The 24,982-nt window shown below is 69.2% G+C and carries 27 protein-coding genes; 17 read left to right on the forward strand and 10 right to left on the reverse strand.

Going from position 1 to position 24,982, the window contains the following annotated elements:
- Positions 1-24: 24 nt before the first annotated feature.
- The 8 genes from PV734_RS31915 to PV734_RS31950 all read left to right on the forward strand — a co-directional run bounded on the left by PV734_RS31915 (position 25) and on the right by PV734_RS31950 (position 6,478).
- The gene (locus tag PV734_RS31915; RefSeq protein ID WP_319293125.1) at positions 25-1,365 is read left to right on the forward strand and encodes a sensor histidine kinase; all 1,341 of its coding nucleotides are present in this window, start codon (positions 25-27) and stop codon (positions 1,363-1,365) included.
- The gene (locus tag PV734_RS31920; RefSeq protein WP_319092254.1) at positions 1,352-2,104 is read left to right on the forward strand and encodes a response regulator transcription factor; all 753 of its coding nucleotides are present in this window, start codon (positions 1,352-1,354) and stop codon (positions 2,102-2,104) included. Before PV734_RS31915 ends, PV734_RS31920 begins: the two co-directional genes overlap by 14 nt.
- Positions 2,105-2,212: 108 nt before the next feature.
- Positions 2,213-2,410: a hypothetical protein gene (locus PV734_RS31925; RefSeq protein ID WP_319092253.1), complete on the forward strand. Its 198-nt coding sequence runs from the start codon at positions 2,213-2,215 to the stop codon at positions 2,408-2,410.
- Positions 2,411-2,421: 11 nt separating this feature from the next.
- Positions 2,422-3,015, forward strand: coding sequence for a pilus assembly protein TadG-related protein (locus tag PV734_RS31930; protein WP_319092252.1), 594 nt, complete (start codon positions 2,422-2,424; stop codon positions 3,013-3,015).
- A 15-nt stretch (positions 3,016-3,030) separates the two neighbouring features.
- Positions 3,031-3,636 (forward strand): hypothetical protein, encoded by a 606-nt coding sequence (locus PV734_RS31935; RefSeq protein WP_319092251.1) that lies wholly within the window; start codon positions 3,031-3,033, stop codon positions 3,634-3,636.
- Positions 3,637-3,638: 2 nt separating this feature from the next.
- Positions 3,639-4,265: an OmpA family protein gene (locus tag PV734_RS31940; protein WP_319092250.1), complete on the forward strand. Its 627-nt coding sequence runs from the start codon at positions 3,639-3,641 to the stop codon at positions 4,263-4,265.
- A 1,059-nt stretch (positions 4,266-5,324) separates the two neighbouring features.
- A complete protein-coding gene (locus PV734_RS31945; RefSeq protein ID WP_319092248.1) occupies positions 5,325-5,903 on the forward strand; it encodes a dihydrofolate reductase family protein in 579 nt (192 codons plus the stop codon).
- A 50-nt stretch (positions 5,904-5,953) separates the two neighbouring features.
- On the forward strand, positions 5,954-6,478 hold the full coding sequence (locus tag PV734_RS31950; RefSeq protein WP_319092247.1) for a GNAT family protein: 525 nt from the start codon (positions 5,954-5,956) through the stop codon (positions 6,476-6,478).
- Here the strand turns inward: PV734_RS31950 and PV734_RS31955 are convergent.
- Complete coding sequence (locus PV734_RS31955) at positions 6,473-6,961, reverse strand: DinB family protein (protein WP_319092246.1); 489 nt, start codon at positions 6,959-6,961, stop codon at positions 6,473-6,475. The genes PV734_RS31950 and PV734_RS31955 overlap by 6 nt on opposite strands.
- A 146-nt stretch (positions 6,962-7,107) precedes the next feature.
- Between PV734_RS31955 and PV734_RS31960 the strand changes: the two genes are divergently transcribed.
- Complete coding sequence (locus PV734_RS31960; RefSeq protein ID WP_319092597.1) at positions 7,108-7,899, forward strand: class I SAM-dependent methyltransferase; 792 nt, start codon at positions 7,108-7,110, stop codon at positions 7,897-7,899.
- A gap of 411 nt (positions 7,900-8,310) precedes the next feature.
- On the opposite strand, the gene PV734_RS31965 is transcribed toward PV734_RS31960, so the two are convergent.
- Both PV734_RS31965 and PV734_RS31970 read right to left on the reverse strand, forming a co-directional pair.
- Entirely contained in the window at positions 8,311-8,667 is a 357-nt protein-coding gene (locus tag PV734_RS31965) for a DUF192 domain-containing protein (protein WP_319092245.1), read from the reverse strand.
- 103 nt (positions 8,668-8,770) lie between these two features.
- The gene (locus PV734_RS31970) at positions 8,771-8,986 is read right to left on the reverse strand and encodes a hypothetical protein (RefSeq protein WP_319293127.1); all 216 of its coding nucleotides are present in this window, start codon (positions 8,984-8,986) and stop codon (positions 8,771-8,773) included.
- A 415-nt stretch (positions 8,987-9,401) separates the two neighbouring features.
- On the opposite strand from PV734_RS31970, the gene PV734_RS31975 reads away from it, so the two are divergent.
- The 4 genes from PV734_RS31975 (at position 9,402) to PV734_RS31990 (ending at position 14,692) form a co-directional block, all read left to right on the forward strand.
- Positions 9,402-10,178 carry an isoprenyl transferase gene (locus PV734_RS31975; protein WP_319092243.1) on the forward strand — a complete coding sequence of 259 codons (777 nt, stop codon included), beginning with the start codon at positions 9,402-9,404 and terminating at the stop codon, positions 10,176-10,178.
- A 346-nt stretch (positions 10,179-10,524) separates the two neighbouring features.
- Complete coding sequence (locus tag PV734_RS31980) at positions 10,525-11,850, forward strand: PhoH family protein (RefSeq protein ID WP_319092242.1); 1,326 nt, start codon at positions 10,525-10,527, stop codon at positions 11,848-11,850.
- A 440-nt stretch (positions 11,851-12,290) separates the two neighbouring features.
- Complete coding sequence (locus PV734_RS31985) at positions 12,291-13,004, forward strand: transglycosylase SLT domain-containing protein (protein WP_319092241.1); 714 nt, start codon at positions 12,291-12,293, stop codon at positions 13,002-13,004.
- Positions 13,005-13,183: 179 nt separating this feature from the next.
- Positions 13,184-14,692, forward strand: a complete 1,509-nt coding sequence (locus tag PV734_RS31990) for an AI-2E family transporter (protein WP_319293129.1) — start codon at positions 13,184-13,186, stop codon at positions 14,690-14,692.
- Positions 14,693-14,824: 132 nt separating this feature from the next.
- Here PV734_RS31990 and PV734_RS31995 read toward each other — a convergent pair whose 3' ends face one another.
- Positions 14,825-15,772 (reverse strand): M56 family metallopeptidase, encoded by a 948-nt coding sequence (locus PV734_RS31995; RefSeq protein ID WP_319092239.1) that lies wholly within the window; start codon positions 15,770-15,772, stop codon positions 14,825-14,827.
- Positions 15,773-15,978: 206 nt separating this feature from the next.
- Positions 15,979-16,512 (reverse strand): carboxymuconolactone decarboxylase family protein, encoded by a 534-nt coding sequence (locus PV734_RS32000; RefSeq protein WP_319293132.1) that lies wholly within the window; start codon positions 16,510-16,512, stop codon positions 15,979-15,981.
- Positions 16,513-16,656: 144 nt separating this feature from the next.
- On the opposite strand from PV734_RS32000, the gene PV734_RS32005 reads away from it, so the two are divergent.
- From PV734_RS32005 to PV734_RS32020, 4 genes are all read left to right on the forward strand, one after another.
- Complete coding sequence (locus PV734_RS32005) at positions 16,657-17,610, forward strand: LysR substrate-binding domain-containing protein (RefSeq protein ID WP_319293134.1); 954 nt, start codon at positions 16,657-16,659, stop codon at positions 17,608-17,610.
- Positions 17,611-17,790: 180 nt separating this feature from the next.
- The gene (locus PV734_RS32010; protein ID WP_319293136.1) at positions 17,791-18,867 is read left to right on the forward strand and encodes a MarR family transcriptional regulator; all 1,077 of its coding nucleotides are present in this window, start codon (positions 17,791-17,793) and stop codon (positions 18,865-18,867) included.
- 42 nt (positions 18,868-18,909) lie between these two features.
- Positions 18,910-19,308, forward strand: a complete 399-nt coding sequence (locus PV734_RS32015; protein ID WP_319092235.1) for a roadblock/LC7 domain-containing protein — start codon at positions 18,910-18,912, stop codon at positions 19,306-19,308.
- 7 nt (positions 19,309-19,315) lie between these two features.
- On the forward strand, positions 19,316-19,744 hold the full coding sequence (locus tag PV734_RS32020; RefSeq protein WP_319092234.1) for a hypothetical protein: 429 nt from the start codon (positions 19,316-19,318) through the stop codon (positions 19,742-19,744).
- Positions 19,745-19,838: 94 nt separating this feature from the next.
- Here the strand turns inward: PV734_RS32020 and PV734_RS32025 are convergent, their stop codons facing one another.
- From PV734_RS32025 to PV734_RS32045, 5 genes are all read right to left on the reverse strand, one after another.
- Entirely contained in the window at positions 19,839-22,169 is a 2,331-nt protein-coding gene (locus tag PV734_RS32025) for an ABC transporter permease (RefSeq protein ID WP_319293138.1), read from the reverse strand.
- Entirely contained in the window at positions 22,166-22,867 is a 702-nt protein-coding gene (locus PV734_RS32030; RefSeq protein ID WP_319092232.1) for an ABC transporter ATP-binding protein, read from the reverse strand. Before PV734_RS32030 ends, PV734_RS32025 begins: the two co-directional genes overlap by 4 nt.
- Positions 22,864-23,391 carry a PadR family transcriptional regulator gene (locus PV734_RS32035; protein WP_006381989.1) on the reverse strand — a complete coding sequence of 176 codons (528 nt, stop codon included), beginning with the start codon at positions 23,389-23,391 and terminating at the stop codon, positions 22,864-22,866. Before PV734_RS32035 ends, PV734_RS32030 begins: the two co-directional genes overlap by 4 nt.
- Before the next feature lie 194 nt (positions 23,392-23,585).
- Entirely contained in the window at positions 23,586-23,864 is a 279-nt protein-coding gene (locus tag PV734_RS32040) for a hypothetical protein (protein WP_319092230.1), read from the reverse strand.
- Entirely contained in the window at positions 23,861-24,808 is a 948-nt protein-coding gene (locus tag PV734_RS32045) for an SPFH domain-containing protein (protein ID WP_319293140.1), read from the reverse strand. Before PV734_RS32045 ends, PV734_RS32040 begins: the two co-directional genes overlap by 4 nt.
- Between the last annotated feature and the right edge of the window lie 174 nt (positions 24,809-24,982).

Below are 24,982 nucleotides of genomic sequence, written 5' to 3' on the forward strand. Positions count from 1 at the left end.
GCCATGAGGGCGTGGGTGACGGACATGCGACGTCGTGTGAAGCACGGCCGGGGCTACGACCCGACCGCCGGCTACCTGGCCGACGACGCCCCCGCGCCCGCCACGGTCCGCCTCCAACTGAACGCACTCCAGGCCCTGTGCCGTCAGACTTTCGCCGTACGCATGACCATGCTGGCCCTCGGCACCCCCTTCGCGATGACCAACACGGCACAGGGCTCCCCGCGTTACGCGGTCCTGGCGGCGGCGGTCCTGGGCATCACGGCCTCGTACGCGATGTACCGGGACTGGGACCGGCTCGCCCCCCGCCTCCTGGCCCACCCCACCCTCATGGCAGCGGACCTGACATTCGCGGCGGTACTCCTCCTCATGGCGTCCCCCGCCTCCCCGCTCGCCTACGCCACGGTCTGCACCCCGCTCCTCGCAGGCCTCCTCTACGGCTGGCGCGGCTCAGGCGCCCTCACCGGCCTGCAACTGGTGGTACTCCTCACGGTCCACCGAACCTGGGAACACCGCCCGGGCACCGGCACCAGCACCCTCCTCATAGCGGGCTTCTGCATCGGCGCCGGCATCATCGGCGTCACGCTGCGCAACCTGATGTTCCGCTTCGGTACGGCGAGCGAGGCACTGGCGGAGGCGAACTCCCGGCTGGCGGTGGCGGAAGCGGTGGACTCGGAACGGGCCCGCCTGGCACGCGAGATGCACGACTCGGTGGCGAAGACCCTGTACGGGCTGGCACTGGCGGCGGAGGCGCTGGCGGCGACCTCGTCGGACGACGGAGCGAACCCGGAGGCGGTACGCCGTCAGGCGACCCTGGTGGCCTCGGCCGCCCGCCGCGCCGCAGCGGAGTCCCGCGAGCTACTCACGGACCTGCGCCACCATACGGACCTGACGGCACCGGACGTAGACCTGCGTGTCGAACTGGCCGACAGGGCGGCTGAGTTCGAGCGGAGCACGGGAATCCGTACAACCCTGGAATCGCAGTCCGAACAGCTCGCCACCCTCCCGCACCGGACAGCACACCACCTCCTGGCGATCGCGTCGGAGGCACTGGAGAACACGCGCAGGCACGCCGACGCGACGAGGGTGACGCTGGTGGCGAAGTCATCGGGGGAGGGCGTGACGCTCCGCGTCCGGGACAACGGAGTGGGCCTCCCGACCCCCCTGAACCTCGAAGAGAGCGCCAGATCAGGCCACTTCGGCGTGCTGGGCATGGTGGAACGGGCGAGGACGCTGGGTGCCGTGATTCACCTGAGCCGGTGTGAAGAGGGGGGTACGGAGATCAGCGTGGAGGTGAGGTGCCCCGGCCTCGACCACGTACCCGCCCCCCGGCCCCGGAAGGAGGCCGCATCGCATGTCCACAGATGAACGGCGGCCGGAGCCGTTGAGGGTTCTGGTGGCGGACGACAACCCGGTGGTACGGGCGGGCCTGGCGGCGCTGCTTGGCGGCCACCCGGACATGGAGGTGGTCGCGGAGGCGTCGAACGGCACCGATGCGGTGTCGGCGGCGAAGCGCGTACACCCTGACGTGATCCTCCTCGACGTACACATGCCAGGCACGGACGGCCTCACAGCTCTCCCCCAACTGGCCCCGCTGGCCCCGGTGATGATGCTGACGTACAGCAGCGAGCCGGAGGTGGTGAGGCAGGCTCTGCACAGAGGCGCGTCGGGCTACCTGGTCCACGGAGGCTTCACCACGGAGGAGTTGACGCAGGCGGTGCGGGCGGTGGCAGGGGGCGCGCGGAGTCGACCTCGTCCGGATGTCGCGGATTCACTCGGCGATTCCTACGAACCGAACGAAATCGCTTCGCACCTGCAATCATCTATGGCACTCTTGCGAGGGTCTCGGCGGACCCGGCTCGCCCACGTGACCACCCTCGCCGCCCGTGACCGCAATCGACCGCACTTCGACTTGAGCTCAAGGGAGGTTGAGGTCATGGATCTCATCGCGGCCGGCATGAGCAACCAGCAGATCGCCGCCGCCTGCTTCATCAGCGAGAAGACCGTCAAGAACCACATCAACCGCATCTTCGCAAAGCTGCACAGTGCGACCCGGAGCGAAGCGATCGCCCGGTGGCTGGGTACGGCTCGAGAGGGGTGGGAGTGATGGGGCGTACCGCGGGGGGAAGTTGGGCCCACGGGCCCACGCGCGGTAGGCGGGTTCTCACGTACTGTGCTGAGGTCGCTAGTGGTGTCGGGCGGGAAGGCGCAAGCCATGCTGAAGGTCAACAGGTGGGTGCGGACCGTTGCCTCCCGGATGCGGGGGCAGGAACGGGACGCGGGAGCCGGGTTCGTGGAATACGCGGGCCTCATGATCATCATTGCGGGGATCTTCACGCTGATCAACGGGTTGGGGCTGGGCGGAGTGATCTCGTCGGCGATTCTGAAAGCCGTAAAGGCCGTCACTGGCTAGGGCTTCCAGAAGTGCGCGGGGACCGAGGCCAGACACTTCCCATCTACATCTGGCTGACGGGGATCCTGCTCTTCACCGCCGTCGCGTTCTTCGTCTTCGCGCAAGCAGCGTCCGTCCGCAATGGAGCTCAGTCCGCGGCGGACGCTGCGGCGTTGGCGGCAGCCCAGGACGCCCGCGACGAGCTGATGACAACCCTGACAGGCGCGATCGGACAGGGCGACGACTGGCTCCATTGGTTGAACGGCCAGGATCCACCCGATGCCGGGGCCACGGCGGCAGCGGAGGCACTCGCCGCGGACAACGGGGCAAGGGTCCAGGGCGGCGCCGTACTCGTGGACAGGGGCGGCTACCCCGGATTCCAGGTCGCTGTGGAGACGAACAACACGGTCGGCGCGTCGATCATTCCGGGTACGGAAGGCATGCACGCCAGGGCCCATGCCGTAGCCGTCATTCAGCCGCGTTGTGACTTCGACGCCGGTGCGGATCCCACGCTGCCGATCGAGCTGAACTGCGACGGCCAGATCGTGAACATCGACCCCGTAGATTTCGATCCGGACGACTTCCCCGACGCGTCCGTGCTGTTCTCTGTGCATCTGGCCGAGTGAGAGGAAGCCGTACCGATGGATTTCCGGCATACCAAGAAGAGCCGCAGGGCGCTGTCGACGGTGGCGATCACGGCCGTGCTGCTTCTCGCGGTGGCCGGCTGCGGCGGGGGAGACGGAGGAGGCGGCGACAACAAGGCGTCGAGTACGAGTCCTTCGCCCACCTCGACAGCCACGGACCAGGGAGACGCCGACAAGGACAAGACCCAGGCCCCTGCCGCAGACCCGGTGCTGGCGGAGGTGAAGGCAGGAGGCCTGACCCTCCAGGTCACGTCGGCCGCTCGAGACGAAGGCGGCTTCGTCACCGTCGAGGGCAAGGTGACCAACGGTACGGGTGCCCCGTGGGTCGGGGCGGACTGGCGCGGTGACGAGACCGACCTGCAGGCGAATGGAGGGTCGATCGCGGGCGCCAGTCTGATCGACACCACCGGCAAGAAGAAGTACCTCGTCCTCCGCGACACGGAAGGGCGTTGCCTGTGCACGAGGTTCTCCGGTGGCGTCGACACGGGTGCGACCACGGACTGGTTCGCCCAGTTCCCCGCCCCTCCTGAAAGCACCAGCAAGGTCGATTTCCTGGTCGGCTCGATGCCCCCGGCGTCCATCGAGATCACTGAGGGCGAGTGACGATGACCCGCACTCATCGCCCCACCGCGACCACGGTCACGGCCCTGGCAGTCCTGGCCGCGCTCACTCTCGGCGCTCCCGTCGCCCACGCCGACGGCGATGACCCGAGCGGGTCCCCGGGCGGCAGCCTGACCACCTCCCCACCCCCCGAAGTGGACCCCAACAGCCCCGGCCTGAAACTCGCCGACGGCGCCACGCTCGCCCCGTCCAAGGTGCTCGACATCATGTCGGTCGTGGAGGACATGGGCGGCGAGGAACGCCGAGTGGACACCAGTGAGACCGTCACGTTCGCCCTCCAGGCGGAAGTCCTGTTCCCGAAGAACAGCTCGAAGCTGAACCCGGAGGCGCGCTCCCGCATCCAGGCCATCGCCGACGAGATAAAGGCCCAGAAGGCCACGAACGTCAGGGTCTTCGGCTTCACCGACAACCTGGGCTCGTACGCGCACGGCCTGACCCTCTCCAAGAACCGCGCGGAGGTGGTCCACGACGAACTGGCCGCCGGCCTCGGGGGAGACGTCACCTTCCAGGTACGCGGCTACAGCGAGGACTACCCGATCGCCGACAACAGCTCGGAACAGGGCCGACGCAAGAACCGGCGGGTGGAGGTGACGTTCCAGAAGGGGGAGTGACGTCTCCACCTTGCGGAGGAGTCTCAGTATGGCGTCGGGACTGGACGGCAACCTCCATGCAGGCGTTGCCGTCGGAGTCGGCATTGAGACGGAAGCAATTGGTGCCTTCGCTGCAGAAGGGTTCTTCCCAGTTGATGCCAGTCACGATCTCTCCCCCAAAGATCGTGGGCGAGTCAGTGGATCAGGTCGCGCGGAATCGGCAGTGGTCAGCGCTGCGTTGTCCATCCAGGCCAAGTGGATACGGTACTTGCTGAGCGGCGCTTCGGCCTGGGCGAACAGGAGTGAGTGTCGCGCCGGGCGTCGAACCGTCGCCGTACCCACGATTCTCCGGCGCGTAGGAATGGCGACCTTCAAAAAAGGCACTGACCCGCGCGAACACGATCGTGTGCGCAGTTCTTTCGTGCCGTTTCTGGTGCCGCGACCAACGAGATGGCCCGGCAGCAGATCATTGCCCAACTGGCACAGGCGCAGCAACTACTGGGCGCTCTGGGTGAGTTCGGTATCATCCACTGCTCGATCGGTTTGCACCGTGACGACGTGAACGAAACAGGGGCGACAAGCGGTCGGCCCCTGCTCTCTTTCTTCACCATCTCCTGGCGTGACGTTGCCATTGCCCCGCGCGGTGACATCCACTGCGGGCCACACCCACATCGAATACCTCGAACTCCCCTGCGGACCGGCAACGCTGAGTGAGACTGCGTTGAAAGCGGCAGTCGACTGTGGTCTTCCACAGCAGCCACTTCTGCAGGTTCATGCACATGTGCCGCACCCGGACTGCAGGCGTTTGGCGGTCTTTACCATGAACACGACCGCCGTGGCCCGCCGCGCGGAGTATCGCGTGATCCTCCGGCAGATCGTCGAGACGGTCAGTTTCGAGAACCCTCTGGAGTTCGGGACCAGCGCGGAACGGTAATGGTGGGCATGGGTCCGACGAGGAAAACCGACCGCACCCTTCGGCCGCTCCGCTCAGCGGATACGCGTGGCACCCCGCTCTCCCCCACCCCGGTGCGTACCGTGGACGCTTGTGCGACAACGGTGTCGGTGGCGAGGGGTGCGGTAATGGCGAGGAAAGTTGTGCTGATGATGTCCGTCTCCCTCGACGGCTACATCGAGAGGCCCAACCGTGACATCGACTGGCACGTGATCGACGTCGAGTTGCACCGGCACCTCAATCAACAGGCCAAATCCATGGGTGCCTTCCTGCACGGGCGAGTTGTCCACGAACTCATGGCCGACTACTGGCCCACCGCCGATGCCGATCCGGACAGTCCGGAGCATGTGATCGAGTTCGCCGGGATCTGGCGGGACATGCCGAAGTACGTGTTCTCCCGGACCCTGGACCACGCGGAGTGGAACAGCACGATCGTGCGGGAGGTCGTTCCGGAGGAGATTCGGGCGCTCAAGGAGCAGCCCGGTGGGGATCTGGGGCTCGGAGGTGCCGAGCTTGCCGCCGAGTTCATGCGGCAGGACCTTGTCGACGAGTATCTCGTGTACGTCCATCCGGTTCTCATCGGGCGCGGTAAGCCCCTCTTCCCCGACGCCGACCGGACCACCCGGCTTCGGCTCATCGAGTCTCAGACCTTCGGCAACGGGGTCGTGATGCTGCGGTACGGGCGGGCCGACGCGCCGGAGGCGTAAGCGATGTTCCGCCTCAGCCGATGTCAGTGCCCCCTGCCACACTCCCCACCATGACCGACAACATGACCGACAACGCGACCGGCAAGGACGACGACGTGCGACTCCGCGACGTCACCGAAGCCGACCTGGAGTTCCTGTTCGTCTCCGAGAACGATCCCGAAGCCGTCCGCCGGTCACGGTTCACGCCTCGGCCGCGGGATGCCTTCATGAGGCACTGGAAGTCGAGGATCCTCGGCGACAGCACCGTGTTCGTGCAGCTGGTCACGGTGGACGGTGAACCCGCCGGCAGCATCGTCGCCTGGTGGGAGGGCGAACAGGGTGTCGGTGGAGATCGCTTCGTCGGATACTGGCTCGCGCGGCCGTACTGGGGGAGAGGTGTCGGTACCGTCGCCCTCGGTCAGTTTCTGCGGCGCGAGACCCACCGGCCCCTGTACGCCGACCCCTTCGCCGGGAACACCGCCTCCGTCCGCCTCCTCGAAAAGCACGGCTTCCGTCGCACCGGTACCGTCCGCCACGGCGAGGACGAGCACATCATGCTCGTCCTCGGCAGCCAGGAGAGCCCAGCCGGGTCATGACGGGCGGTACGCGCCTGTGCTCCCGTCGATCAGCTCCCGCACGATGTCCATGTGCCCCGCGTGCCGTGCAGTCTCCGCCGTCATACGGACCAGGACCCAGCGCAGGGAGCACTCGTCGTCGCGCCACGCGGGCTTGCCCATGGTGTCCAGCGGGAGTTCCGTCAGCACGCGGTCGGCGGCGGCGCGGGCACGGGCGTAGAAGTCGGTGATCCGGGCGGTGGACTCGTCCGGGCCCACCGTCATGTCCTCGCCGAGGTACGGGTCGAACCAGAACGACTCGGTCTCGCGGCCGAACGTCTCCACGAACCAGCCGTACTCCACCGACGCCAGATGCTTCACCAGCCCCAACAGGCTCGTCCCCGAAGGTGTCATCGGCCTGCGGACCTGCTCCTCGTCCAGGCCCTCCAGTTTCCACAGCACCGCGTCCCGCTCCTGGTCGAGCTTCGCGCGCAGCGTTGTCGTCTCGTCATCGGCGTACAGCATGTCCCGTACCAAACCTTCCCGCTCCCGGCCCCCACGGCTTCACGCCGCTTCACACCGCCTCGGACTCACACCGCCTGGAAATTATCAGCGGTCACTGACATCCGCCTGCGAACATCACCCCCATGTCCGTGCCTACCCCCGAACCCATGCCCGCGCCCGTGCCCGAACCCACGGCTCCGCCCACCTTCGAGCAACTTCTCGCCGAAGGCACCGCGGTCCCCACCGAGGGCTGGGACTTCTCCTGGTTCGACGGGCGGGCCACCGAAGCGCGGCCTTCCTGGGGGTACGCCCGGGCCATGGGGGAGCGGCTGGGCCGCGTGGCCGCCGCGCTCGACGTGCACACCGGGGGCGGAGAGGTGCTCAACACCGCCCCGAAGCTTCCCCCGCTCACCGTCGCCACCGAGGGCTGGCCACCGAACGTCGTCAAGGCCACCGCCCTGCTCCACCCGCGCGGCGTGGCGGTCGTCGCCGTACCGGACGACGCGCCACTGCCCTTCGCCGCCGAGGCCTTCGACCTGGTCGTGAGCCGGCACCCGGTGTCCCCGCCATGGAGCGAGATCGCCCGTGTCCTGCGACCCGGCGGTACGTACTTCGCCCAGCACGTCGGTCCCGCCAGCGCGTACGAACTCGTCGAGTACTTCCTCGGACCGCAGCCGGACCAGCAGCGCGGCGCCCGCCATCCCGACCGTGAGCGGGCTGGCGCGGAGGCCGCCGGGCTGGAGATCGTCGAACTGCGCGCCGAGCGGCTGCGGATGGAGTTCTACGACATCGCCGCCGTCGTGCACTTCCTGCGCAAGGTGATCTGGATGGTGCCCGGCTTCGCAGTCGACGCCTACCGGCCCCAACTCCGGTCCCTGCACGAGCAGATCGAAGCCGAGGGCTCATTCGTGGCACACAGCAGCCGCCATCTCTTCGAGGCCCGCAAGCCTTCCGGCTGAGCCGACCCGTCGACCGCTTGTCACAGTCCGCTGGGTTCTTGTCCACTGGGTTCCTGCCCGCCAAGCCTCACCGCAATTCGGCCCATATGCCGCATAGATCGATATCTCGCCCGCAGGCATCCGGATATCGCTCGCCCTCGTCCGAATATTGGCGAAAATCCAGTGGGAGGAAGTTGGTCCTCCGCGCCCCGCCCTGCCTCCCGTGCGACATGTGTGCGTATGCCCGAAAAGGTTTCACGAGGTTTCCACATCGTTATCGCCGGGGTTCGTGAGCAGGGGTCGGCGTCACGTAAATTTGAGTAAAGGCAATTCGCGCAAGCAAAGCTGCGTGGAGGGTACCGCGCAGAGGAGGGGCCTGCGCGGTGCCCTGCCCGTCTGTCACCGGCTCGCGCGAAGGCGTCCCGCGCCTGTTCAGCAGTCCTCCGGCGTCGCATCGTCGGCCCGGATCGCGAGTCGTACGCCGCGCCGAACCCCCCATCTCTCCAGGGTTCCGGCCTCCGCCTCCAGGACCGATCGGACCCATGGGCGGGGAAGCCCAACTCGGCCCGGGCGCATGGTTCTTACCGCTCGGACCCGCGCCTTTGCGTCGAGATAGGCGACGTCGATCGCGAATCGCATTCCGAACGTGTGCACCGAACTCGCGGGCGTGAGCAGCAGTGCGCCCTCGATCCCGTCCCGGCCGAGCAGCCCGCGTCGGCGTGCTCGTCCCGACTCGGCGAGCTCCAGTGGGATCGGCTCCGGTGTCTCTGTGGTGGTGAACGTGGCCATGGCTGCGAAGTTAGCGACGGCGTCAAGCAAGCGTTCGCGACAGGGTCGCCCCACGGAGGGGGGCCGGGTTCGGGGCCCTCCGAACCTTCCGGGCGCCCGTCCTTCACCCGGATGGATTCGGGGTTGACGGGTGGCGCCGGATCAGGGGATGAAACCCGTCGGATGCCTCTGGATCGCCCAGAATCTCGCGCTTTTTCCTGGGAATCAACTGTTTTTCAGCCATGATCCGACCGTGAAAAAGGGCTTCCGGGGCCATCCATGCGTTGCCAGGCGACTTCGGAGAGTAGTTTTCCGCGTCGATGTACACAGCATCACTCACGAAGGGTTATGGTGGAAGCCCCCCCTCGGGCCGGTCCGTCTCCCCCCCACGGACCGGCCCGTTTTTTGTGCCCGGTCGGCGCCAGCCGGATACCGCCGCTCTCCGACCCCGCCTTCCGCACCCTCCTCGACCCCCTCCCGTACGCCGCTCCGCACCCCCTTCCCTCGCCGTGGCGGTGTCCCGGCGGCAAGGTCCCCTTTGCCCGCCGATGGCCCCCGGGCGGCCCCCGGGCGGCCCCCGGGCGGCCCCCGGGCGCATGGCCCCCGTTCCCCGCGCGCAGGACCCCCCGTCCCGCAGCGGTACGCTTCCCCTCCGGGGATCGCCACCCCCGAGGACCACCACACGGGCAGGAAATCGCGCCAGGGATCGCGCCCGGCCGCGCCTGTCCGATCCGTACGGAGGGGCTGACAAACACGTGAACCTGCGCGACAACCTGCGCCGACTGCTGGTCAGGGTCTACACACGCAGGGTGGAGGGCCACCTCGACCACGACCAGGTGCCCAAGCACATCGGCGTCATCGTGGACGGCAACCGCCGCTGGGCGAAGGCGGCCGGCTCCACCACCGCCCAGGGGCACCGGGCCGGCGCGGACAAGATCGAGGAGTTCCTCGGCTGGTGCTCCGAGACCGACGTCGAGGTCGTCACCCTCTGGCTGCTCTCCACGGACAACGTCAACCGTCCGCAGGAGGAGTTGGCACCGCTTCTCGAGATCATCGAGAACGTCGTGACCTCGCTCGCCGCCGACGGTCGCTGGCGTGTCCACCACGTCGGCAACCTCGACCTGCTCCCCGGGCAGTTGCAGACCCAGCTCAAGGAGGCCGAGGAGGCCACCGCGCACGTGGCGGGCGGGATACTGGTCAACGTCGCCATCGGCTACGGCGGTCGGCAGGAGATCGCCGACGCCGTGCGGTCGATGATGCTCGACGCCCACGACAAGGGCACCTCGCTGGAGGAACTCGCCGAGAGCGTCGACATCGACATGATCGGCAAGCACCTCTACACCAGCGACCAGCCCGACCCCGACCTCGTCATCCGCACCAGCGGCGAGCAGCGGCTGTCCGGGTTCATGCTCTGGCAGACGGCCCACTCGGAGTACTACTTCTGCGAGGTCTTCTGGCCGGCCTTCCGCAAGGTCGACTTCCTGCGTGCCCTGCGCGACTACGCGGCCCGCCACCGGCGCTTCGGCGGCTGAACCGGGCCGGAGCCGACCCGGCCCCGAATGGGCCCACGGGGTGAAATTCACCCTCCCTGGGGCGGATGTAACAAGGAGTTCACCAGCGCGCCGCCGTTTGTCGTGGCATGGCCGCGCATGTTCGAGGGCATAAGCCAAGCAGGTCGACACCCGAACCACGGGTGTCGTATCTCAGCGGACGGCACGGGGCCGTCCGCCCGGGAGGCCCTTTGCACCAGCCCGACCGTGTGGTCACAGCACGGGCGAACAGGCGGAGGGCCGGTTCTCGGCCCGCGCACTGGGGCCGTCGACCGGTCCAGATCTCCTTCGTCGCTCCCCGACCTCATCCGAGGGGGTACGTCCTTCCGTGGTGACCAGCACAAAGCGCCGTATGCCAGACCGGCGCACCTATGTTCTCGACACCAGCGTCCTGCTGGCCGATCCAGGCGCCCTGAACCGCTTCGAGGAGCACGAAGTCGTGCTGCCGATCGTCGTGGTCACGGAGTTGGAGGCCAAGCGGCACCATCCCGAACTCGGGTACTTCGCCCGGCAGGCCCTGCGCCTGCTGGACGAGTTCCGCGTCCGGTTCGGCCGTCTCGACGCCCCGATTCCGATCGGGGAGCTGGGTGGGACCGTCCGTGTCGAGCTCAACCACTCGGACCCCAGCGTGCTGCCAAGCGGCTATCGCCTGGGGGACAACGACTCCCGCATCCTCGCGGTCGCCCGCAATCTGCAGGCCGAGGGGTACGACGTCACCGTCGTGTCGAAGGACCTGCCGCTCAGGATCAAGGCCTCGTCCGTCGGGCTCCTCGCCGAGGAGTACCGTGCGGAGCTGGCCATCACGGGCTCGTCCGGCTGGACCGGAATGTCCGAACTGACCCTGGCCGGCGAGCAGGTCGACCTTCTCTTCGAGGAGGGGCACGCCTACGTCCCCGAGGCCGCCGAGCTGCCGGTGCACACCGGTCTGACGATCCAGTCGGAGCGCGGCAAGGCACTGGGGCGCGTCACGGCGGAGGGTAACGTCCGCCTCGTACGCGGGGATCGCGAGGCGTTCGGTATCAAGGGGAGGAGCGCCGAGCAACGGATCGCGCTCGACATCCTGCTCGATCCTGACATCGGGATCGTGTCGATGGGTGGCCGGGCCGGCACCGGCAAGTCGGCGCTCGCGCTGTGCGCGGGGCTGGAAGCCGTGCTGGAACGGCGGCAGCACCAGAAGGTGATGGTCTTCCGGCCGCTGTACGCGGTGGGCGGCCAGGAACTCGGCTATCTGCCGGGTTCCGAGTCCGAGAAGATGGGCCCCTGGGCGCAGGCGGTCTTCGACACGCTGTCCGCGGTCACCAGCCGCGAGGTCATCGAGGAGATCACCGCACGCGGCATGCTCGAAGTGCTGCCCCTCACCCACATCCGCGGCAGGTCGCTCCACGACGCGTTCGTGATCGTGGACGAGGCGCAGTCGCTGGAGCGGAACGTCCTGCTCACCGTGCTGTCCCGAATCGGCTCCAACTCGCGGGTGATTCTCACCCATGACGTGGCGCAACGGGACAATCTGCGGGTCGGCCGGTACGACGGTGTCGTGGCCGTCGTCGAGAAGCTGAAGGGGCACCCGCTCTTCGCGCACGTCACCCTCACCCGGTCGGAGCGATCCCAGATCGCCGCACTGGTGACCGAAATGCTGGAGGACGGGCAGATCTGACCCTGGTTGGGCAGATAGGAACTCGCTCGGGCAATTGGGCAATTGCGTCCGGTTACCGTGTAGTTCACAAAAGAGGCGCCGTCCGGCAAAGGCGAAGAGCCTAGCCGGGCGGCGCTTCCGCGTCTGCGGCTTTCCTGAAATCACTGGGGACAAACGAGGTGTGAGCTTTCACACGCAACTCAGAATTGCCACCCGGCGTCCGGGTGCGGCAGAGTCTCACTCCTGTCAGGCCCCGCATACGACACATCTGTACCCCCAGTAGTACGGCACCACCGAAGCACCACCTTCAACTCCATACCGTCGTCGTATGCCGCCCGTGCACCACGCGGCGCTCCTCGCAAAGGAGTTGCCCACCGGGCCCGTGTCTCCCGTGACCCCGCAGTTGGGAGGCCAGCGTCTTGGGGGCAAGATTGCGTCCGCCAGGGTCACCGAAGCGGGCGATGCTGGAAGGAAACCGTGTGAGCCGGATTTCGGTCCGGGGACTCGCAGTGGCCTCGGCCACCGCGGTCACCGCTGTCGGCGCAGTTACGGGTGTGGCCTCGGGCGACACCGGGACCCCCAACAACGCCGAGGCACTGGTAGGCGACACCACGCTGCTCACGGACATTCCCGTGGGCTCCCAGGCCGAGGTGCAGACCGCGTCCCTGACGCAGCAGGCCGATGTCCAGGCCATCGCCGCCGACGCCACCGCCAAGAAGGACGCCGAGGAGTCTGCTCGCAAGCAGGCGGCCAAGGACGCGGTAGCCAAGCAGAAGGCGGCCGAGAAGGCCGAGGCCGAGGCGAAGGCGCGCAAGGAAGCGGAAGAGGCGGCCAGCCGTTCCGCGACGCGCGACGCGTCCAGCTTTCCGCAGCAGGCCTCGTACACGATTGCCGAAGTCCAGGAAATGGCACGCCAGATCGTCCCGGCGGACCAGTTCCAGTGCTTCAGCAACATCGTGGACCACGAGTCCAGCTGGAACTACCAGGCGGACAACCCCAGTTCGGACGCGTTCGGTCTGGTGCAGGCGCTTCCGGGTTCCAAGATGTCCTCGGCCGGCGCCGACTGGGCGACGAACCCGGCAACCCAGATCAAATGGGGCCTGAGCTACATGAACGACCGCTACGACAGCCCGTGTGGCGCGTGGAACTTCTGGCAGGCCAACAACTACTACTGAGTCTGCCGCGACTGTCGCGGATTCCGCGCTCAGTTGTCTCAACCTTTCCGAGCCCCTCACCGTCCTTCGGTGAGGGGCTTCGGCCATGTACGGTCGGACGTGGACCGCTGCTCCCGAGGCTCTGGAGGCTTTGGGGGAGATCGATGGGCAGAGGGAGAGACGGGGGACGAGGGCGGATCATGTCGCGAGTGCCGCATTTGCTGGGCCGGATCGGTGGCCGACTCACTGAGCTGGGTGAGCGGTTGGACGCACGCCGGGCCGAGGTGGAGAAGGAGCACACGGACGACGCGGACTCGCCGCAAGGCACCCCGTCACGACCGGACACCTCACCACCCGAGCACGAGCACGGCTCCCGGTATGAGCACGGCCCCCGGTCCGAGCCCGATGCGTCCGAGCCGGATGATGCCGAGCCGGACAGGCGCGATGAGCGCGAGCACGATGAGCGCGAGCAGGTTCCCCGGGCCCGCACCACGACCACCCCCACCGGCCCCGGCGTGATCGCCGTGCGGCCCGAGCCGGCCTCCGTCGTCCCGTGGGGCGTACGGGTCGCGGCCGAGGCGGGCTGGCGGCTGCTGGTGCTCGCCGGCACGCTCTGGGTGCTGATGCGGGTCATCGGCGCGGTCCAACTCGTCGTCTTCGCCTTCGTGGTGGCGCTGCTCATCACCGCGCTGCTGCAGCCCACGGTCGCCCGCCTCACCCGGTGGGGCATGCCGCGGGGGCCCGCGACCGCGCTCACCGCGATCCTCGGGTTCGTCGTGATGGGGCTGATCGGCTGGTTCGTGACCTGGCAGGTCATCGAGAACACCGACCAGCTCTCCGACCAGGTCCAGGACGGCATCGACGAACTTCGCAACTGGCTGCTCAACAGCCCCTTCCACGTCACCGACAAGCAGATCAACAAGATCGCCGAGAACCTGCGCGACGCGATCGGCGCCAACACGGACTCGATCACCTCGGTGGGTCTGGAGGGCGTCACGGTCGTCGTCGAGGCGCTGACCGGCATACTGCTGGCGGCCTTCTCGACCCTCTTCCTCCTCTACGACGGCAAGCGCATCTGGGAGTGGACGCTGAAGCTGGTCCCGGCGGCGGCCCGTCCCGGTGTCGCCGGCGCGGGTCCGCGCGCGTGGCGCACGCTGACGGCGTATGTGCGGGGCACGGTGATAGTGGCTCTGATCGACGCCATCTTCATCGGCCTCGGCATCTACTTCCTGGACGTGCCGATGGCCGTCCCGCTGGCCGTCTTCATCTTCCTGTTCTCCTTCATCCCCCTCGTCGGCGCGGTCGCCTCGGGTGCCCTGGCGGTGGTGGTGGCGCTGGTGACACAGGGCGTCGTCACAGCGGTGCTGGTGGTCGCGGTGGTGCTGGCCGTGCAGCAGATCGAGGGGCACGTCCTGCAGCCGTTCATCCTGGGCCGGGCGGTCCGGGTCCACCCGCTCGCGGTGGTGCTGTCCGTGGCGGCGGGCGGCATGGTGGCGGGGATCGGCGGCGCGGTGGTCGCCGTACCGCTGGTCGCGGTGACGAACACGGTCGTCGGCTACCTGCGCGTCTACTCCCAGGCCCACACCCAGGACTCGACGGCCCTGCACCACGCCCCGAAGCCACGCGGAGCGACATCGGCGGAGATCGCACTGACAAAAGCCCAGCACCGCGAGCAGAGCCCACCGCCGTCCGACCCCCCTCCTGCGTAACCGCCCTGGAGCGGCCGCAGGCCCTCTAGGGGCGCGGGGAACTGTGCGCCCAGCCGCAGCGGACCGTCAGCCGCCGCGCAGCGCAGACGCAGATGCCGGCGCAGGCGAAGCCAATGCGCCCCCCCTCCAAGCTCAGCTGAGCACCTTCAGCGCCGGTCCCAGCGCGATCAGCAACGGGATCAGAGGGGCCACCGCGGCGGCCAGCAGCGCCGCGGCGCGGTACGGCGCGTCCAGGCGCGGCGGAGGCGCCAGGAGCCGCTCGACCCGGTCGCCCAGCTGCCCGCGGGTGCATGCGCAGGACAACACGCCCCGGTGCCGGTTGAGTTCGATCAGGGCCACCGCGGTGGTGCGGTGGCCGCAGCGCCGGGACGCGGTGTCGTCCGCGGCCAGTTCGACCAGGCGGTGCGTCTGGTCACGGAAGTGCGCGAAGACGGGGACGCGCGGGAAACCGGTGGCCAGCGCCTGCGAGAGATGCAGCAGCCAGTCGTGGCGGGCGCGGGCATGACCGAGTTCATGGGCGAGTACGGCGTCCAGCTCGTGGTCGGACAGCCGACGCAACGCGCCCGTGGTGACCACGAGTTGGGGCGTCGGGCCGGGCAGCAGCCAGGCGTCGGGATACTCGTCCTCCAGAACCAGCAGCGGCCCCCGCGCGGCCGGAAAACCGGCGGGCAGGTCCGGCGCGCGCTCCCGCAGATGGATGCGCCGCAGCCGACGCCGACGGTGTGCCTCGGCGAGTTCCCGGGCGAGCATCGCGACCGTCCAGGCCGCCCCGCAGGCCAGCAGGAGCGTCAGTACGGTGAGCCAGACGGGGGACGGCCCCAGCTGGTAGGCGGCGGCGGCCCGTGCCGGTATCGACGGCGCCGGGGCGAAGGCGTGGGCCCGAACCGTCCCGAACGCCGCCGTCGTGCCCAGCAGCAGCGCGGCGAGGCAGCACACCAGCACGGTCGCGACCAGGCACTGCCACACCCACAGCCCCAGCACCGGCTCCCGGTCGGGCCAGCCGGCCCGGGTCAGCACACGCGGCAGGACAGCGGCGGCGGTCAGGGCGACGGCGGCCATCAGCACCAGGACGACGGTCATTGCGGGTGGCTCCCTCAATCGGAGAAGGACGGTCCTCGCGGCCGGTACGACGAAGGCGGCGACGAACGGAGAGAGGGTGAGCCCATTGTCGGACGTCCCGCCTGCCGCGTCCAGTCACCCACCGGGGCCCCTCCGTCACCCGCCGCTGCCAGGCGCCGCACGACCGCACGACCACGCGGCACTACGGCCGTACGCCCGTGCCGCGGTCACTCGGAGAGGATCGCCTCCGCGTCCAGAGTCGTGGCGACGGCCTGGACGACCGCCGCGATCCTGAACGCCTCCTGCACCGTCTCCCGGTCGACGTCCGCCGCGCGGAGCACCCGCTCGTGGGCGTCCAGACAGGCACCGCAGGCGTTGATCGCCGACACCGCCACCGACCACAGCTCGACGTCTGTCCGCCCGACGCCCGGGTCGCCGAGCACGTTGGCCCGCAGACCGGCGCGCAGTCGGCCGTACTCCGGGTCGGAGAGCAGATGGCGGGTGCGGTGGAAGACGTTGCTCATCGTCATCTCGGCGGCGGTGGAGCGGGCGGCGGTGTACGCCTCCGGGGAGAGCCGGGCCCTGGCCTCCCGCCCCAGCTCGCGCAGTACACGCGGCGAGCGGGACGCGATCGCGCAGACCAGGACCGTGCCCCACAGCTGCTGCCCGGTGAGGCGGGAGCCGTCGACGACCTTCTCCAGGTTGAGGCGCAGGTCCGCCGCGTAGTCCGGCAGGGCGGACTTCAGTTCCGCGAGACCCATACCCACTCACCACCACTGATCAGACGAATCACTACACTCGGCCATGTCGATCCACGAAAACTATCAGTGAACCCGATAGCGAACCCCGACAGTGAAACCCGGTAGCCGAACCCCGGTGGCGAAACAGCAGTCAGGAGTACGGGCATGGCCGCGTCCAGGAACACCGACGGTCGCCGCAGGCCCAGCCTCGCCCAGCTGCGCGCCTTCGTCGCCGTCGCCGAACATCTGCACTTCCGGGACGCCGCCGCCGCGATCGGCATGAGCCAGCCCGCGCTCTCGGGTGCCGTCGCCGCCCTGGAGGAGGCCCTCGGTGTCACCCTCGTGGAGCGCACCACCCGCAAGGTGCTGCTGTCGCCCGCCGGGGAGCGGCTCGCCGTACGCGCACGGGACGTGCTGGAGTCGGTCGCCGCGCTGATGGAGGAGGCCGAGGCCGTGCGCGCGCCCTTCACCGGGACGCTGCGGCTCGGCGTGATCCCGACCGTCGCGCCCTACCTCCTGCCCGCCGTTCTGCGCCTGGTCCACGACTGTTACCCCGACCTCGACCTCCAGGTCCACGAGGAGCAGACCGCCGGACTCCTCGACGGACTCACCACCGGTCGCCTCGACCTGCTCCTGATCGCCGTCCCGACCGGAATGCCCGGCATCCTCGAACTCCCGCTCTTCGACGAGGACTTCGTGCTCGTCACGCCCCGCGACCACCCCCTCGGCGGACACACGGACATCCCGCGTGAGGCACTGCGCGGGCTCGACCTGCTGCTCCTGGACGAAGGGCACTGTCTGCGCGACCAGGCGCTCGACGTCTGCCAGGAGGCCGGGCACGCGGACTCCCCGGCCGCCACGACGGCCGCCGGACTGTCCACCCTCGTCCAGCTCGTGGCCGGTGGCCTCGGGGTGACGCTGCTGCCGCACACCGCCGTCAGGGTCGAGGCGGGCCGCAGCGGCGAGCTCAGCACCGGTCACTTCGCCGCCCCGGCCCCGACCCGTCGGATCGGCCTCGCGACGCGTGCGGGCGCGGTGCGGGGCGCGGAGTACGAGGAACTGGCGGCGGCTCTGCGGGAGGCACTGCGGCCGTTGCCCGTCCGGGTGTTGGGCGACTAAACAGGTGACAGTTCGATCAAATGAGCGTCGAACAAAGCCCGTTGAACGGCGAGAGATCTCAACTTCCGTCAGGTAGCGAGACCCCGGTCTGAATATGCGCCCGGACTGATACACATACCCCCTCAGTGCTACGCGTCAGGCGTATGTGCGAAATACCGGTGAGCAAGGCCAAGGGGAGTGATGTCGGTCATCCGCGATTCCGTCTCCGCGTCCGCCCTTGACCCCGTTCCCGTATCCGCCTCCCCGGATTCCCTCGGCCGCGTCGGCTACGGCCTGCTGCTCGACGCCCTGGCCGAGTGCGGGCAGGAGGAGTACACCGGGGCCCTGCGCGCGGTCGGCAGCCCAGGCGGGGCATTCCACTTCCGGCGCGGACTGGTCGTCGGCGTCGAGAGCCCCGGTGCCCCCGGCCCCGAGGCGCTGCTGCTGCGCTCCCGCCGGATCAGCGGCGAGGAGTGGGCCGAGCTGGTGCGGGAGGCCGGGGGAGCGCGCTGGCCGGGCGCGGAACTCATCAGGCACGGCTACGCGGGCTCCGCCCAACTGCGCGTCGTCTGCATGATGGCGTTACGGGACGCCGTCTTCGCGGTCGTCGCGGGCCGCGTGGACGTCTGTGAACGCGACCCGGGGGCCGAGCCGTCCGCCCCGGTCCCGGTGGGCGAGGGGCCGGTCCGCCTCCTGCAGGACGCCAACCGCAAACTCGCCGCCCTCGCCGCCCTGTCCCACCCGGTACGCCCCAACCGGGAGCGCCCGAGCCCGAGTTCGGTGCCGCTGCCGATCGGAGCGGGGCAACTCAATCCCGTACAGCAGGAGTTGCTGGCCGAGGCCGACGGCCGCCGTACCGCGCGTGACCTCGCGTTCCGTACCGGTCGAGGGGTGTACGCGGTGACGGTCGAGGTGGCGCGGATGCTCGGTGCCGGGCTTCTGGAATGCGTCGAGGGGGCCGCGCCGCTCCCGGTCGTCCGGGTGCCGCAGGAGGGCCTGCGACAGCGCAGGCCGCCACCGCCGCCCCTGCCACCACCACCCCCGCCGTTGCCGCCCCCGTACGTGGACGCGGCCGTCGTCACCGCGTTGGCCGCCGTCCTCGCCTCCGACGCGCAACCGGTGCCTCGACCGGCATCGCCACCACAGGCTCCCGCTCCCGCACTGCCCCGCCGCGAACCCGGCGCCAGTGGCATCACCGAAACTCTCGCCCCCGAAAAGCGCGGGACGAGCTGGAAAGGGTTCTTCCGAATGCGGAACGGAACTCATGGAAATTCGTGAAGGTTCGTAGAAGTTCGTAGAGCTCATAGGGGAGTTGAGTACATGGACCACAAAGCGCTGGCCATGGAAATGCGCGACCTGCGCGAAAAGGTGGACGGAATAACCGACACGGCGATCGCCGCCACCGACGGACTGCTCATAGCGGCGGACACCGCCGCGTCGATCGATCCCGAGGGTCTCGCCGCCATCGCCGCCGCGGGACTCGGTCTCGCCCGACGGGCCGCCCAGGCGACCGGCCGGGGCACCCTGCGCCGGACGGTCACCTACGGCAGCCAGGGCTGCGCGGCCTTCTACGCCGTCGGGGACACCGCGCTGATGGTCGTACTCGGCGACGAGGGCGTCGACCTGGAACGGCTGCACCGGGCGACCCAGCCGGCGCTGCGCCGTATCGGCTCGATCCTCACCGCCACGGAACCCGCCGTGGCGACCGAAGGAGTGTGAAGGAAGGATGGCGACGAAACGCATGACCACAGGTTTCTCCGACCAGGTCATGAGCCTGGTCAAGGCGCTACGTACCGATGCCCCCGAGTGTGTCGCGTCGGGGGTGGTCGACATGGCCACCGGGATGCTGCTCTCGTACGAGACGGTCGACAACCATCCGCCGGAGGTGCTGGACCTGCTGGCGGGCGCGACCCTCGACCTGTTCCAGGGCCGTACGGTCGTGATGATCGAGGACGTGTTCAAGGAACGCCGGGGCACTCCGAGCGACCAGCACTTCTTCCAGGAGATCCTCGTCAACAGCGAGAACCTCACTCACCTGTTCGTGCGACTGAACGAGCAGCAGGACGTCGTCGCCGTGGTCGTCTGCCGCAAGGCGGTCAACGTCGGCATGCTCTTCGCCCAGGTGCGGCGGGTGGTCAAGGAGTACAGCCTCTGAACATCCGCTGAGCGCGAACGCCGACAGACCCCTCTCCCGGAAACCGAGGTCCGGGGGAGGGGCCCGAGCGGAAGCCGGACAAATCGCGGGAGAGCTATTCCGTCCGCAGGCCGTCCGGCCTCATCAGCCGCAGCAGCGGCGGCAGACTCAGCACCGTCACCAGCAGCACGACGCCCGCGCCGATCCCGGTCATCGCCAGTACGGCGGCCCAGTCGACGTGGACCGACGAGCTCGTCATCTTGAGCAGGACGACGCCCAGCGCCAGCCCCACCCCCGCCGACAGCACCAGCCCCAGCCCGATCGGGATCGCTGTCTGCCACAGCACCGACAGAGTCAGCGTGCGCCGCCGGGTGCCGAAGGCGACCAGGGACGACAGCAGCTTCCGGCGCTCGCGCAGCTGCTCCAGCTGGGAGACCAGCAGGCTCACCCCGATCAGCAGCAGGACGCAGATGGAGCCGACGAACAGGCCGGTGCGGATCGAGTTGAACTTCTTGGAGCGGTTGGTGGCCGTGTAGGTCATGGGATCCGTGAGGGGGTCGATCCGCGCCGCCGCGTTGCGGACCAGTTCGCGGGCGTCCGCCACCCTGGGGTCGAGGGCGACGAAGATCCGTCCGGCGGCCTGCGCCACGACCGTCCTGGGCAGAGCGCCCGGTGTGACGAGGACGCCACCGCGCTCGACCCCGGACGGGTCCTCGCGAGAGTCGACCTGCCGCAGACCGGCCGGCACCGTCCAGGCGACCGCCGGTTTCTCGCTCTGCGAGTAGCTCGGGCTGACCCAAACCTTCCGGCCCGGCTTGATCAGCGTGGGGGTGTCCTGGTCGTACTCGACACCCCGCACGGTGAAGACGTCGCCGTCCCGGCACGAGGGGAGCCGGCCCACCTCACGCAGCGCCGCGCAGTCGCCGATGGTCACCTCGGCGTACTTCTTGGGAGACCTGGCCTTCTCGCCCACCGAACCGTAGGACAGCACGGTGACCTTCTGTACGCCCTCGGTCCTCGCGAGCTGTCGGCTCGCCGTGAGAAGCGGGACGCTGTCGGGAACGCCGACCTCCATCTGGGCCCGGTCGACATCCTGGTCCGACGCTCTCGTGTAGCTGCCGGAGACCCCCGAGAAGAACATCTGCAGCGCGATGGCGCCGGCCACCGCCACCGCGATGCCGTTCACCATGCGGGCGGCCGTACCGCTGCCCAACTGGAGCCTTCGGACGGCCAGTTGCCAGGCGACCCCGCCGGAGCCGAGCCGGGCGACCACCGCCTCGACGATCCAGGGCAGAAGCGCGGTCACCCCGATGAGCAGCAGCGAGACACCGGCGATGACGAGAAGGTCGTTGAACTGCCCGGAGTCGTTGCCCTGCCCGATCATCGGGGAGAGCGCCGCGATCCCGCCCAGTGGCATCAGCAGCCGCCACCACAGCCGGCGGCGCGGGGGACGGGCCGTACGCACCACACCGAGCGGTTCGATCACCACACCGCGCAGCGCGAACAGGGTCACCAGTACGGCGGCCACCGGCACGACGACCCCGACCAGGACAGCCAGCGCGGGCGCCGGATTCAGATCGCTGGGGAACACGCTCACGTCGAGGAGTTCGACGTGTCCCGCGGCCTGCCGGCCGATCAGGAAGAAGAGGGTGCCGAAGACGAGCCCGACCGCTGCGCCGCCGAACGCCTCGCCCGCGGCGATCCGGCGGGTCATCATGCCGTCGGCCCCGACCAGTCGCAGCGCGGCCAGCCGTCGGTCGCGCCGCTCACCGCCGAACCGTACGGCCGTGGCGATGAAGACGCCGACCGGCATCAGCAGCACGATGAAGACGACGAGGGTGAGCAGGATCAGGACGGGATCCATCGCCTCGGACGTCGGATGCAGATCCCCGAACCGTTCGATCCGCCCCACCGAACCACCGCTGAAATGGTGTTCAAGCCCCTCGCCCCCTCGGTAGAAGGAGAGTTCGGCCGGTCCGACGAGCCCGGTGTCGGCGATGGTGCCGACGATCCGCTCCGGCAGCCGCTCCCGCAGCAGCTTGCCGTCGGCGGACTTCAGCAGCCGTTCGAGAGCCGGGGAGACGATCATCTCCCCGACCGCGGGGAACCTGTCGATGCCCGGCGGCAGGGGCGCTCGTACCCCTTCGGGTTGCAGCTCCCGCCCGCGCACGTCGTCCGTGCGGAAGGTCGTGTCGACCACGGCGACGATCAGTGTGTCGTCCGCCTTCGGTGGCTGCTTGTCGACGAACACGACGTCCGTGCGGGCGTCGCCGCGCTCGCCCCGGGCCGCCAGCGCGGTCGGGATGGCGGTCGTCAGCAGCAGCAGTGCCACCCCCAGCCCGACCCCGACGGCCGTCAGCAGGACCCGACCCCAGCCCTCGCGCCCGCCCGTGAAGGCGAACCGGACCCCCATGCCCAGGTCCCGTGTCCACTGCCGCACGCTCATACGACGCGCTCCATGTCCCGCGACTTCCCGTCCCGTACGACGATCTCGCGGTCCGAGTAGGCGGCCACCCGTGCCTCGTGGGTGACGAGCACGACGGCCGCGTTGGTCGACCGGGCGGCCTCGGTGAGCAGCTCCATCACCCGCTCGCCGTTGAGCGAGTCGAGGGCGCCGGTGGGCTCGTCGGCGAACAGCACCCGGGGGCTGGTGACCAACGACCGTGCCACGGCCACCCGTTGCCCCTGCCCTCCGGACACCTCGCCGGGCCGCTTGCCCTTGAGGTCGTCGACCTCCAGCCGTTCCATCCAGGACAGCGCGGTCCGCTCGGCCACCTTGCGGGAGGTCCCGCCCAGGCGGAGGGGAAGCGCCACGTTCTCGACGCAGGTGAGCTCCGGCACGAGCTGCCCGAACTGGAACACGAACCCGAACTCGGTGCGCCGCAGCTGACTGCGCTGGGCGTCGCTCATCCCGGCCATCTCCCGCCCGTTGTACGTGATCGAGCCGGAGTCGGGCGGGACGATCCCGGCGAGACAGTGCAGCAGGGTCGACTTGCCGGACCCGGACGGGCCCATCACGGCGACGACCTCGCCGGGGTGGATCGAGAACTCGGCGCCGTCGAGCGCGTTGGTCGGACCGTAGGCCTTGCGCAGTTCGCTCGCGACGAGCAGGGAACCGGGAGGGGCGGTATTGGGAGCGGTCATCGGGAGGTCACCACCAGAGCGAGTTTGTCGAGGCGCGCGGAGGTCAGTTCCAGCCAGCGCAGATCGGCTTCGAGGTGGAACAGGGCGTGGTCGCAGATGAGCTGGTCCGCGAGGTCGCCCTTGCGCTTGCGCTCGGTCAGCATGCGCATCATCCGCAGGTGTTCGGCGCGCTGCGTGTCGAGGATGTCACCGGCGTCGCGGTGGGTGAGCAGCGCGAGGACGACCTTCGTGTAGAGGGTCGACTGCAGATACGGCTCGGGCTTCTCGGGCGTCGCGAGCCACCGCTGTACGTCGGTGATCCCGGCGTCCGTGATCGCGTACCGCTTTCGCTCGGGACCGTCGCCGGCCTCGATGCCGTCGACCTCGACGAGCCCGTGCTTCAGCAGCCGGGACATCGTCGAGTAGACCTGCCCGTAGTGCAGCGGGCGATCGTGACCGAACTTCTCGTCGAAGGCCCGCTTCAGGTCGTAGCCGTGACGGGGGCCGGACTCCAGGAGCCCTAGAAGGGTGTGACCGATGGACATGAGAAGGACTATACGCACGGGGTATACGTGCTGTGTATACCCACTGTGTATAGATCATGGAACCGGCTGAGCGAGGGCGGTGTATGCGCAGGTGGGAGCCGGTTGTCACGGTTCTGTCACCAGGCTTGCGTGCGGCGAGCGTCAGGTGCCGGACGGGCCTGTTCGGCTCGTCCGGCACCTGAGGGTGGGGCCCTTCAGGCCGACGGGGGTCCGGGGGCGGAGCTCCCGGGTGGCCGCCCGCGGCGCGGGATGGGGCCCGCCTCCCCGGGCAGCCTGCCCGCCTCCGCCAGAGCCCGCCGCAACAGGAACTCGATCTGCGCGTTGGCCGAGCGCAACTCGTCCCCCGCCCACCGGGCCAGCGCGTCGTACACGGCGGGGTCCAGCCGCAGCAGCACCTGCTTGCGCTGCTGCCGCGGCCGGCGCTCGGCGTGTTCGGGGTTCTCGGCGGCGGAACCCCCGGAGGGATCACTCACTGGTACAGGGACCCCGTGTTCACGACCGGCTGCGCCGCGCGGTCTCCGCACAGCACCACCAGGAGGTTCGACACCATCGCCGCCTTCCGTTCCGGGTCCAGCTCCACGATGTCCTGCTCGGTGATCCGGGCGAGCGCGGCCTCGACCATCCCCACCGCGCCGTCGACGATGAGCCGCCGCGCCGCGACGACCGCCCCCGCCTGCTGCCGCTGGAGCATCGCCGAGGCGATCTCGGGAGCGTACGCGAGGTGGGTGAAGCGGGACTCGATGATCTGGACGCCGGCCGCCTGCACGCGCGCGTGCAGCTCTACGGCCAGCTTCTCGGTGATCTCCTCGGCGTTGCCGCGCAGCGAGAGCCCGCCCTCGTCGTGGGCGTCGTACGGGTACTCGATGGCGATGTGCCGGACGGCCGCCTCGGTCTGGGTGGCGACGAACTCCAGGAAGTCGTCGACCTCGAAGCTGGCCTGCGCGGTGTCCCTGACCTTCCAGACCACGACGGCGGCGAGTTCGATCGGGTTGCCGTAGGCGTCGTTCACCTTGAGGACGGGGGTCTCGTGGTTGCGTACCCGAGTCGAGATCTTCGAGCGCGAGGTGAGCGGGTTCACCCAGCGCAGCCCGTCCTGCCGGATCGTCCCCCGGTACCGCCCGAAGAGCTGGACCACCCGGGCCTCGCCCGGCGCGACCATGTTCAGACCGCACATGGCGATGAAGGCGGAGAAGCTGATCAGGACGCCCGGGACGATCAGGGCGGCCTTGGCCCCGCCGCCGGAGACGACTGTCGCGCCGACGATCATGCCGACGCCGAGCGCGAGTCCGAGCAGTCCCAGCAGCAGGGCGGCGCCGCCGCCGATGCTGCGGGCCGGGAACTCGCGGACCTGCGGATCGGGCATGTCGGGCAGATCGACCTCGGGATCGGCGGTCGGAGTGGAGTCGTGTGCGGTCATGGTTGATGCCCCCCGTTTCGTGACCGTCGTGGCCAGGGTCTGGCCACCGACGACCTAGCAGCGTTTTATCTAAGTGATATCACTTTAGCCGGTGTGGCAACCTTCCGCACCCCCCGGTAGTCGGTTCCAGTGGGGCGGGTGCTGATTGTCACGTCCGGAAAAGGGGGGATCGAA

It is taken from the genome of Streptomyces sp. AK08-02 (assembly GCF_033795085.1).
Taxonomy (GTDB): Bacteria; Actinomycetota; Actinomycetes; order Streptomycetales; family Streptomycetaceae; genus Streptomyces; species Streptomyces echiniscabiei.

What these genes read in the sequence shown, in the direction of transcription:
- PV734_RS31915 (WP_319293125.1), top strand. Translation starts at nt 25, where the DNA reads ATGCGACGTCGTGTGAAGCACGGCCGGGGCTACGACCCGACCGCCGGC.
- PV734_RS31920 (WP_319092254.1), top strand. Translation starts at nt 1,352, where the DNA reads ATGTCCACAGATGAACGGCGGCCGGAGCCGTTGAGGGTTCTGGTGGCG.
- PV734_RS31925 (WP_319092253.1), top strand. Translation starts at nt 2,213, where the DNA reads ATGCTGAAGGTCAACAGGTGGGTGCGGACCGTTGCCTCCCGGATGCGG.
- PV734_RS31935 (WP_319092251.1), top strand. Translation starts at nt 3,031, where the DNA reads ATGGATTTCCGGCATACCAAGAAGAGCCGCAGGGCGCTGTCGACGGTG.
- PV734_RS31940 (WP_319092250.1), top strand. Translation starts at nt 3,639, where the DNA reads ATGACCCGCACTCATCGCCCCACCGCGACCACGGTCACGGCCCTGGCA.
- PV734_RS31945 (WP_319092248.1), top strand. Translation starts at nt 5,325, where the DNA reads ATGGCGAGGAAAGTTGTGCTGATGATGTCCGTCTCCCTCGACGGCTAC.
- PV734_RS31950 (WP_319092247.1), top strand. Translation starts at nt 5,954, where the DNA reads ATGACCGACAACATGACCGACAACGCGACCGGCAAGGACGACGACGTG.
- PV734_RS31955 (WP_319092246.1), bottom strand. Translation starts at nt 6,961, where the DNA reads ATGCTGTACGCCGATGACGAGACGACAACGCTGCGCGCGAAGCTCGAC.
- PV734_RS31960 (WP_319092597.1), top strand. Translation starts at nt 7,108, where the DNA reads ATGCCCGCGCCCGTGCCCGAACCCACGGCTCCGCCCACCTTCGAGCAA.
- PV734_RS31965 (WP_319092245.1), bottom strand. Translation starts at nt 8,667, where the DNA reads ATGGCCACGTTCACCACCACAGAGACACCGGAGCCGATCCCACTGGAG.
- PV734_RS31985 (WP_319092241.1), top strand. Translation starts at nt 12,291, where the DNA reads ATGCTGGAAGGAAACCGTGTGAGCCGGATTTCGGTCCGGGGACTCGCA.
- PV734_RS31990 (WP_319293129.1), top strand. Translation starts at nt 13,184, where the DNA reads ATGTCGCGAGTGCCGCATTTGCTGGGCCGGATCGGTGGCCGACTCACT.
- PV734_RS31995 (WP_319092239.1), bottom strand. Translation starts at nt 15,772, where the DNA reads ATGACCGTCGTCCTGGTGCTGATGGCCGCCGTCGCCCTGACCGCCGCC.
- PV734_RS32000 (WP_319293132.1), bottom strand. Translation starts at nt 16,512, where the DNA reads ATGGGTCTCGCGGAACTGAAGTCCGCCCTGCCGGACTACGCGGCGGAC.
- PV734_RS32005 (WP_319293134.1), top strand. Translation starts at nt 16,657, where the DNA reads ATGGCCGCGTCCAGGAACACCGACGGTCGCCGCAGGCCCAGCCTCGCC.
- PV734_RS32010 (WP_319293136.1), top strand. Translation starts at nt 17,791, where the DNA reads ATGTCGGTCATCCGCGATTCCGTCTCCGCGTCCGCCCTTGACCCCGTT.
- PV734_RS32015 (WP_319092235.1), top strand. Translation starts at nt 18,910, where the DNA reads ATGGACCACAAAGCGCTGGCCATGGAAATGCGCGACCTGCGCGAAAAG.
- PV734_RS32020 (WP_319092234.1), top strand. Translation starts at nt 19,316, where the DNA reads ATGGCGACGAAACGCATGACCACAGGTTTCTCCGACCAGGTCATGAGC.
- PV734_RS32025 (WP_319293138.1), bottom strand. Translation starts at nt 22,169, where the DNA reads ATGAGCGTGCGGCAGTGGACACGGGACCTGGGCATGGGGGTCCGGTTC.
- PV734_RS32030 (WP_319092232.1), bottom strand. Translation starts at nt 22,867, where the DNA reads ATGACCGCTCCCAATACCGCCCCTCCCGGTTCCCTGCTCGTCGCGAGC.
- PV734_RS32035 (WP_006381989.1), bottom strand. Translation starts at nt 23,391, where the DNA reads ATGTCCATCGGTCACACCCTTCTAGGGCTCCTGGAGTCCGGCCCCCGT.
- PV734_RS32045 (WP_319293140.1), bottom strand. Translation starts at nt 24,808, where the DNA reads ATGACCGCACACGACTCCACTCCGACCGCCGATCCCGAGGTCGATCTG.